Annotated in this window: 9 protein-coding genes; 4 read left to right on the top strand and 5 right to left on the bottom strand. The window is 46.2% G+C overall.

The annotated features are described in order from the left end of the window. The coding region (locus NIES208_RS19280; RefSeq protein WP_216349436.1) for a hypothetical protein at positions 1-203 on the top strand (203 nt) is incomplete at its 5' end. A gap of 205 nt (positions 204-408) precedes the next feature. On the opposite strand, the gene NIES208_RS18075 is transcribed toward NIES208_RS19280, so the two are convergent. Continuing rightward, entirely contained in the window at positions 409-990 is a 582-nt protein-coding gene (locus tag NIES208_RS18075) for a thioredoxin family protein (RefSeq protein ID WP_075894392.1), read from the bottom strand. Positions 991-1,353: 363 nt separating this feature from the next. Between NIES208_RS18075 and NIES208_RS18080 the strand changes: the two genes are divergently transcribed. Further along, the gene (locus NIES208_RS18080) at positions 1,354-3,882 is read left to right on the top strand and encodes a mannose-1-phosphate guanyltransferase (RefSeq protein WP_075894385.1); all 2,529 of its coding nucleotides are present in this window, start codon (positions 1,354-1,356) and stop codon (positions 3,880-3,882) included. A gap of 285 nt (positions 3,883-4,167) precedes the next feature. Here the strand turns inward: NIES208_RS18080 and NIES208_RS18085 are convergent, their stop codons facing one another. The 3 genes from NIES208_RS18085 to pyrH form a co-directional block, all read right to left on the bottom strand. Next, the gene (locus NIES208_RS18085) at positions 4,168-4,431 is read right to left on the bottom strand and encodes a DUF6439 family protein (protein ID WP_075894386.1); all 264 of its coding nucleotides are present in this window, start codon (positions 4,429-4,431) and stop codon (positions 4,168-4,170) included. A 141-nt stretch (positions 4,432-4,572) separates the two neighbouring features. Further along, complete coding sequence (gene frr / locus NIES208_RS18090; protein ID WP_075894387.1) at positions 4,573-5,121, bottom strand: ribosome recycling factor; 549 nt, start codon at positions 5,119-5,121, stop codon at positions 4,573-4,575. After that, positions 5,108-5,830 (bottom strand): UMP kinase, encoded by a 723-nt coding sequence (pyrH, locus tag NIES208_RS18095; protein ID WP_075894388.1) that lies wholly within the window; start codon positions 5,828-5,830, stop codon positions 5,108-5,110. Before pyrH ends, frr begins: the two co-directional genes overlap by 14 nt. A 178-nt stretch (positions 5,831-6,008) precedes the next feature. Here pyrH and pgeF point away from each other — a divergent pair, with 178 nt between their 5' ends. Both pgeF and nth read left to right on the top strand, forming a co-directional pair. Next, positions 6,009-6,797, top strand: coding sequence for a peptidoglycan editing factor PgeF (pgeF, locus tag NIES208_RS18100; RefSeq protein ID WP_075894389.1), 789 nt, complete (start codon positions 6,009-6,011; stop codon positions 6,795-6,797). 117 nt (positions 6,798-6,914) lie between these two features. After that, positions 6,915-7,568 carry an endonuclease III gene (nth, locus tag NIES208_RS18105; RefSeq protein WP_075894390.1) on the top strand — a complete coding sequence of 218 codons (654 nt, stop codon included), beginning with the start codon at positions 6,915-6,917 and terminating at the stop codon, positions 7,566-7,568. Between the two features lie 11 nt (positions 7,569-7,579). On the opposite strand, the gene NIES208_RS18110 is transcribed toward nth, so the two are convergent. After that, entirely contained in the window at positions 7,580-7,783 is a 204-nt protein-coding gene (locus tag NIES208_RS18110; RefSeq protein WP_075894391.1) for a hypothetical protein, read from the bottom strand. Positions 7,784-8,176 lie beyond the last annotated feature (393 nt).

Here is an 8,176-nt window from a genome sequence, read left to right on the forward strand (position 1 = left end):
GCTCTCTTATTCGCCGCGTCGTATTGCCGAGCACCCTTAAGCAAAACTCAGGTTATTCACAATGTCTCCATAGATGGCTAGATGATCGCCATAGTGACATAAGAAGAAAAATTGCAGAAATAACTCAAGCGAGTGTTGGTACTTTAAGGACTACAACGTTTTCCAACAAAAGCTCTCCTAGTGCGGATAGAAAAAATATTTAGAGGGAAGATAGGAGTAAAGAGCAGTTTTTACCACTGCCCTCTACATAGAGTTAAATTTAGAGGCGATCGCCAATTTGGCCGCCTAAGGAGATACGATGCTTAGCTCCTATCTATTTCAGAGCAGCACGCTCTACATCATTGCGAAATTGCTTGTCCTTGCCGTTGTTTTAATGCTGTGGTTTGCAGTGAAATCCTATCCAGTGGTCTAGCCGAAATAATCGGGTTCATTGCCCGGTTTCCACTTGATGTTGCAGCCAATACTTGGTTTCTGATCGGGACTGACAGGCTCACCTGCTAACACCTTGGCGATCGCCTCCCGCAAATCCTTACCCGTAACCGGTTCATCATTACCAGGGCGAGAATCATCCAGCTGTCCGCGATAAACAAGCTTAAAATGCCGATCAAACAAGAAAAAGTCAGGGGTACAAGCCGCCTGATAGATCTTGGCCGTTTCTTGGGTTTCGTCGTAGAGAATCGGAAAATTGAAATTTAGTTCTGCCACCATTTCCTTGAGTTTATCGGGGGCATCGGCGGGGTGGGTTTCAACATTATTCGCGCTAATGCCCACCATACCCAGATTTTTAGGCACAAAGTCCATGCCGATCTTGGCGAGTTCGTCCTGCACATGGATCACAAAAGGACAATGGCGACACATGAAAATAACCAGTAGGCCTGCTTCCCCGGCAAAGGTGTCTAGGGTAGTGGTTTGACCTGTTGTAACATCAGGCAGGGCAAAGGCTGGTGCGTCGGAACCGAGGGGCAACATTGTAGAAGCTGTTTTAACCATGATTGTTTCTTTAATAAAAATATGCGTTTCTCGACTGTAGCAAGTCGATGGCGATCGCCGCTGTTGCGGAAGGTCTTTTGCTAAACCGCTAAAATTTGCGCCATACACACATCATCCTAAAGTTGAAAGATAAAGTTATCTAAAGATTATTTCTTTAACAAAAATATCGACTTTCCCTAGATCGCCACAAATCCTTTAGAACAGCCAATACAATGCCAGTAAAGACTTTTGATTTGTGTTGTAATTGTTTGGCTGCCATGGGCGATCGCCCTCACTTTGACAGGCATGGCAAGAAAAATCCGGTCAAGCTGTCTTCTCCAACATTAAAAATCTATAGTAGATAGAGTCAGGAGAAGTATTTTTATGCGGGCAATTTTAATGGCTGGGGGAGCGGGAACAAGACTACGTCCGCTGACCTGTAATCTACCAAAACCAATGGTTCCTGTGCTGAATCGCCCAATCGCTGAGCACATTATTAATCTATTAAAACGCCACGGCATTACAGAGGTGATTGCCACCCTCCATTACGAGCCAGATGTAATGCGAGACTACTTCCAAGATGGCGAAAATTTTGGCGTTAAGATGCACTATGCCATCGAAGAAGAACAACCCCTCGGTACTGCTGGCTGTGTCAAAAATGTCGAAGAGCTGCTCACAGATACATTTCTAGTCATTAGCGGCGATAGTATTACTGATTTTGACCTAACAGCGGCGATCGCCTTTCACCACAAAAAAAAATCAAAAGCCACCCTTATCCTTACCCGCGTCCCCAACCCCGTCGAATTTGGCGTGGTCATTACCGACGATGATTACCGCATTTGTCGCTTTCTCGAAAAACCATCCACCAGCGAAATTTTTTCCGATACCGTCAACACCGGTACTTACATCCTCGAACCAGAAGTACTCAAATATTTACCCGACCAAGAAGAATGCGACTTTTCCAAAGATCTATTTCCCCTACTACTCGAAAATAACGAGCCCATGTATGGCTACATCGCCGATGGCTATTGGTGTGATGTTGGTCATCTAGATGCCTATCGCACAGCCCAGTACGATGCCCTAGCCCGCAAAGTCCACGTCGAATACCCCTACGAAGAGCGATCGCCCGGCGTTTGGATTGGCAAAAATACCTTTATCGACGATAGCGCTCAAATCCAGCCACCCATCATGATTGGCGATAACTGCCGCATTGGTGCAAGGGTACATCTAGAATCTGGCACCGTGATTGGCGATAACGTCACAGTCGGTGCCCATGCCGATCTAAAACGACCCATCCTCTGGAATGGCGTGATGCTAGGCGAAGAAGTCCACCTGCGAGCCTGTACCATCGTGCGTGGTAGCCGCGTGGATCGCCGAGCCCATATCCTCGAAGGAGCCGTTGTCGGTGCCTTATCCACCGTTGAAGAAGAAGCCCACATCGGCACTGGCGTTCGAGTTTGGCCAAACAAACGCATCGAAGCAGGCGCTATCCTCAATATCAATTTAATCTGGGGAAATACCGCCCAACGTAATTTATTTGGACAGCGCGGTGTAGCAGGCCTTGCCAACATTGATATCACCCCAGAATTTGCAGTAAAGCTCGGTGCAGCCTATGGTTCCACCCTAAAAGTCGGTTCAACAGTAATCGTTTCTCGCGATCAGCGTAGCGTTTCTCGGATGGTGAGCCGTTCCCTGATTGCCGGATTAATGTCGGCAGGCATTAATATCCAAAATCTCCAAGCCACAGCCATCCCCATTGCCCGCACCATGGCCACAGTTCTGGATGTGGAAGGGGGCATCCATGTCCGTCTCCATCCCGATCGCCAAGACCATATTTTAGTGGAATTTATTGATGCCCAAGGGATTAATATCTCCAAAGACAAAGAGAAAAAAATCGAGGGCACATACTTTAAAGAAGACCTGCGTCGCGTCTCCATTACCGAAATTGGCGATATGGCCATGCCAGCCCAAGTCGTAGAGGTTTACAGCCAACGTTTTGAACAGCATCTCAATGTTGGAGCCCTCACGCACAGCGGTTCTAAGGTGGTCATTGACTATGCCTATGCCGTCGCCAATGCAGTATTACCTAGACTTTTATCGAAGTTTGAATGTGATGCGATTGTCCTCAATGCCAGCCTAAAACAAACCTCTCTGTTAGGACAGGAAAAAGAGTTACTTCTTTTACAGCTGGGTCACGTTGTTGAGGCGCTGCGTGCCAGTATGGGCGTACAAGTGGCGGCAAATGGCGAACAGTTAACGTTAGTTGATGAAACAGGACTTGCAATTATTGGCGAAAGTCTAACGGCTCTGATGACGAGTATTCTCTTAACTGCCAATCCGCGGAGTACTGTCGTTGTCCCGGTTTATGCCTCTAGCGCTGTGGAACAAATTGCCCGCCGCCATGATGCCCGGGTGGTGAGAACAAAGGCAAATCCAACGGCTTTGATGGAGGCTTGCCGTAATAATCCCAATGTTGTGATGGGTGGTAGCGGCGATATGGGCTTTATTTTTCCTGAGTTGCATCCGGGCTTTGATGCGATGTTTACGATCGCCAAACTGATCGAAATGCTGACGATTCAAGAGCGATCACTAGGACAGATTCGAGTGGAGTTACCGGCGGTTTACCACAAATCATTTACGTTGCGTTGTCCGTGGCGGGTGAAGGGTTCTTTAATGCGTCACTTGGTTGAAATCCATGAGGATGGCAATCTTGAACTAATTGATGGGGTCAAAATCATTGATCCACTGTCGGACAATTGGTCGCTCATTTTGCCGGATGCGGGGGAACCGCTCGTTCACATTTTTGTGAATAGTAATAGCCGTGATTGGGCAGAAAAAACGATTTGGAATTACCGCCAACAGGTACAAGCCTTTATTGGTCGCGAGCAAAGTGGCCGTCGTCTTAGTTTTTAACTAACGTCAGTTATGGATAAGCATGTAGCCAAAATTCTTTAGAGAAAAAGAGACACGGAGAGGGAGAGACACGGGGAAGCAGCGAAAATTTGCATTTTTTGAAAGCGAGGATTGTTTGCATAGAAACATCTCCCGATCTCTCACTCTCCCATTCACCGCGTCGTATTTCCGAGCATGCTTAAGCAAAACTCACGTTAACTAGTGCGAGCGAGCCGATGGGAGAAAGGCCAACCTTGCCATATTTCCTTTTTATCTTTGGCTCCTTATCTTTGGCTCCGTGTCCCCCTATCTCGAAGCATGGTCAGGACAACGGGGTGCTGACAAGGTTTTATCGAGCCAGCCTGTTGCCTGTTGTAGGTGAGTTAGGGCGGCTTCCGGATTATCGTTCAAGAGGAAAACGAGGGCTGCGGATAGCTGTTGACTTGCTTGGGCTTTTCGATTTCCCTTCATTTTGTGCCAATCGTTGGGGGCGATCGCCAGTTTGGCGGCAAGGGCTTGGGCAAGCTCTAAAGCATCATGGGTTGTTAGCTCTGACTTTAAAAGGCTCATAGGAAAAAATTAGATTAAATAATCAAAATAAAAAAAGAAGGCGGCGATCGCCCTCTAAATATTGTAGCCAGTGGGAGAACGCCCTAGAGAATTCAGTTATTGCAAACACACAATCTCTATTTGCGACCCTCATAGGTGAGCCTACACAGTCATAATGTCCTTCTCTTTGACCTTCAGCAATTCATCGATCTTGCTAGTAAATTCGTCAGTGATTTCTTGGATTTCATCCTGTAGACCACGGGATTCATCTTCAGAAATATCGCTATTTTTTTCTTGCTTACGCACATCATCAATAGCATCACGGCGAATATTGCGGATTGCAACTTTACCTTCTTCTGCCAATTTACTAGCTGTTTTAACCAGTTCCTTACGACGATCCTTCGTGAGAGGTGGAATATTGAGGCGCACAATCATACCGTCATTATTTGGTGTCAAACCTAAGTCAGACATGGAAATTGCCCGTTCAATATCACTGACACTGCCTTTATCAAAAGGCTGAATCATAATGGTGCTGGAATCGGGAGTGGTAATACTGGCCAAAGATTTTAAAGGTGTTTCTGCACCGTAGTATTCCACTGTAATTCGGTCGAGTAGCGCGGTGCTGGCTCTACCTGTTCTTAACGTGTTGAAAGACCGCTGAGTTGCCTCAATGGTCTTTTGCATATTTTCTCTGAGATCATTTAACGTCACAGAAACCTCCCACAATTGTTCCAACTGGTTCACCTTTGACGGCGCGGACGATATTACCTTTTTCAAAGAGGTTAAACACCATAATTGGAATGTTGTTTTCTTTGCATAGGGCGATCGCCGTACCATCCATTACCCTTAGATCATTGGCTAGAACGTGGGTATAGGTCAAGCTTTCGTAGCGTTTTGCCTCAGGATTTTTGGCCGGGTCACTATCATAAATGCCATCCACCTTGGTCGCTTTAAAGATTACTTCCGCATCAATTTCAGCTGCCCGCAGCGCTGCGGTTGTATCAGTCGTAAAAAAGGGATTACCGGAGCCAGCCCCAAAAATCACCACCCGACCCTTCTCTAGATGACGAATAGCACGGCGACGAATGTAGGGTTCTGCCACCTCTTGCATGGCGATCGCCGTTTGTACACGAGTGGGAATTTCAATCTGCTCAAGGGCATCCTGCAAAGTCATCGCATTCATCACCGTGGCAATCATACCGATATAATCAGCATTTGCCCGATCCATCCCCTTCGCCGAAGCCTGGACACCACGAAAAATATTTCCGCCGCCCACAACCACCACCAGCTGCACACCACTTGCCACAACCTCCGCAATCTCCCGTGCGATGTCAGACACAATAGCAGGGTCAATCCCATAACCAAGATCCCCCATCAATGCCTCACCACTTAGCTTTAACAGTACACGTTGGTATCCCATCAGTCGCCCCACTTTTATCTCATTTGCTTTTTGCCTCCATTAAAATACCAGCTTTTTGGAATGGGCAACCGAGGCAACTAAACTTAGCGTTTTCAGACCGCGAGGCTCTTTTCTAGAGATTGCTTTACTTTGACTACTATATTGGGAAGATCGACTCTCAAACGCAGGACTTAGTAGCATGGGCGACGCAACTTCATTAGAACAATGGCAGTGGCAAGAGTGGCAAGGAAAATCTTACTTAACATGCCAACTGTTAGATCAGTGGCAACACGGCTTTTTCACCCAAAGCTTTGCACCACAAATGCCAGAAAAATTAGCTTTAGTTTTTGACCCCCAAGCATCAGCACACAGAGTAAAACAAGTGCATGGCAATACAGTTTTATCCCCTGCCAATATTCAGTGGGAAGGACAGCATTTTTCGCAAGCCGATGGCCTCATTTCAGACAACACGAAACAAGCTTTATTCGTCGCATCAGCCGATTGTACGCCAGCATTAATTGGGGATATTAAAACAGGCCAAGTCGCGGCGGTTCATTCCGGTTGGCGCGGCACGGCAAAACGCATTCTGCCTGTCGCTGTCAAAAAATTTCTTGATGCCGGCTCGGAGCTGGAAAATTTACGGGTTGCCCTCGGCCCTGCCATTAGCGGCGAAGTCTACCAAGTGTCTATAGATGTTGCTTTAGAAATGGGCTTAAGTTTGGGATTTGACGATCTAAAAGATGAGCCTGAGGCCATGATTCTCGCCCTTGAAAATATCGAAAATTCGCCACTCCTGTTTGATGCAGAACCGGATAAAGTGCGCCTTGATGTCCGTCGCGTTAACCAATTGCAATTAGAGCAATTAAGATTAGCACCAGAACAACTGGCGATCGCCCCCCATTGCACCTACAAAGAATCCAAGAATTTCTTTTCCTATCGTCGCAGTGGAGAGAAAAAAGTGCAGTGGTCAGGCATCATCTCCCATTAATCCACCTGCAATAACTCCCCCTAAAGCCCAGAATCTTCCAGCCCATCATTTGAGATTCACCACTGAGCCTCATTACAATACAAAATCCCCACTGCCCATCGTTAGACCCAAGACCCCATGGCAATCACATATCCACGCAGCAAAAAAAAACGGGCGATCGCCGTACTCGAAAAACTTCACGAACTATATCCCAATGCTACATGCAGCCTTGACTACGAAACACCCGTACAATTAATGGTCGCCACAATTTTGTCAGCCCAATGTACCGATGAACGCGTGAATAAAGTAACACCAGCCCTATTCAAACGCTTTCCCGACGCACCAGCCTTCGCCGCCGCCGATATTGAAGAGCTGGAGCAGCTTGTGCGTTCAACTGGTTTTTATCGTAATAAAGCTAAAAATATACAGAAAGCCTGTCAACGGATTATGTCCGAATTCGAAGGCCATGTACCACAGACCATGGAAGAGCTATTGACCCTAGCCGGAGTAGCCCGTAAAACAGCAAACGTCGTCCTTGCCCATGCCTTCGGCATCATCTCAGGCGTAACAGTAGATACCCACGTGAAGCGATTGAGTAATCGACTGAGACTGACAAAATCAGACAATCCCATCCAAATTGAACGCGATTTAATGAAGCTCTTACCCCAGCCAGAATGGGAAAATTGGTCTATCCGATTGATTTACCACGGCCGTGCCATTTGTAACGCAAGAAAACCACAGTGCGAAAACTGTTCGATTGCAAACCTTTGTCCCTCAGCAGGAAAAGTTTAAATGAAATGAAATTAGATCAAGAAGCGGCTCGGCACCAAGCGAATACGACCAGCATCCATCTCAGACATGAGAAGCTCCAAAGCCTCATAATCAACATCAGAAACATGACCCTGACGAGTCAATTCCGAATTGATGGCGTTCTCGATTTCAGGGGTCATCTGCTTAATGAAAAGTGCTTTCTCAACTAAGCGACGAATCGCAAATGGAGTGTTCATAACAACAATTACTGAGTAATACCTAATTATTTAGAGACTCATACTATTATTTTTGTTCCTTTTTTATATTTATTGGGTGATTTCACGATAGATTCACTGTGATTCAGATCACGACGCGAATTGTGCACCTGAACACATTAGAAATTTCCTCAAAAAAGCCCACAGCAAGCTTCTTTTATAACGTTATAAAACTGTAAAAAAGCATACAAAACGCCATCATAATAACTAGAACTACACTCGCCATTATTAGATGTTCAGGTTTAATTATGACTCAGATTACAGCTAGAACAATAATGCATACTAGGGTTCTACCGCTTTTTGGCTCTCCGGGAATGAGTATGCTGAAGTAGTAAAAGCAATGTCGTTGAAACGATGGTTCCATTACTAACCCAG

Origin of the sequence: [Limnothrix rosea] IAM M-220 (assembly GCF_001904615.1) — a bacterium.
Lineage (GTDB): Bacteria > Cyanobacteriota > Cyanobacteriia > Cyanobacteriales > MRBY01 > MRBY01.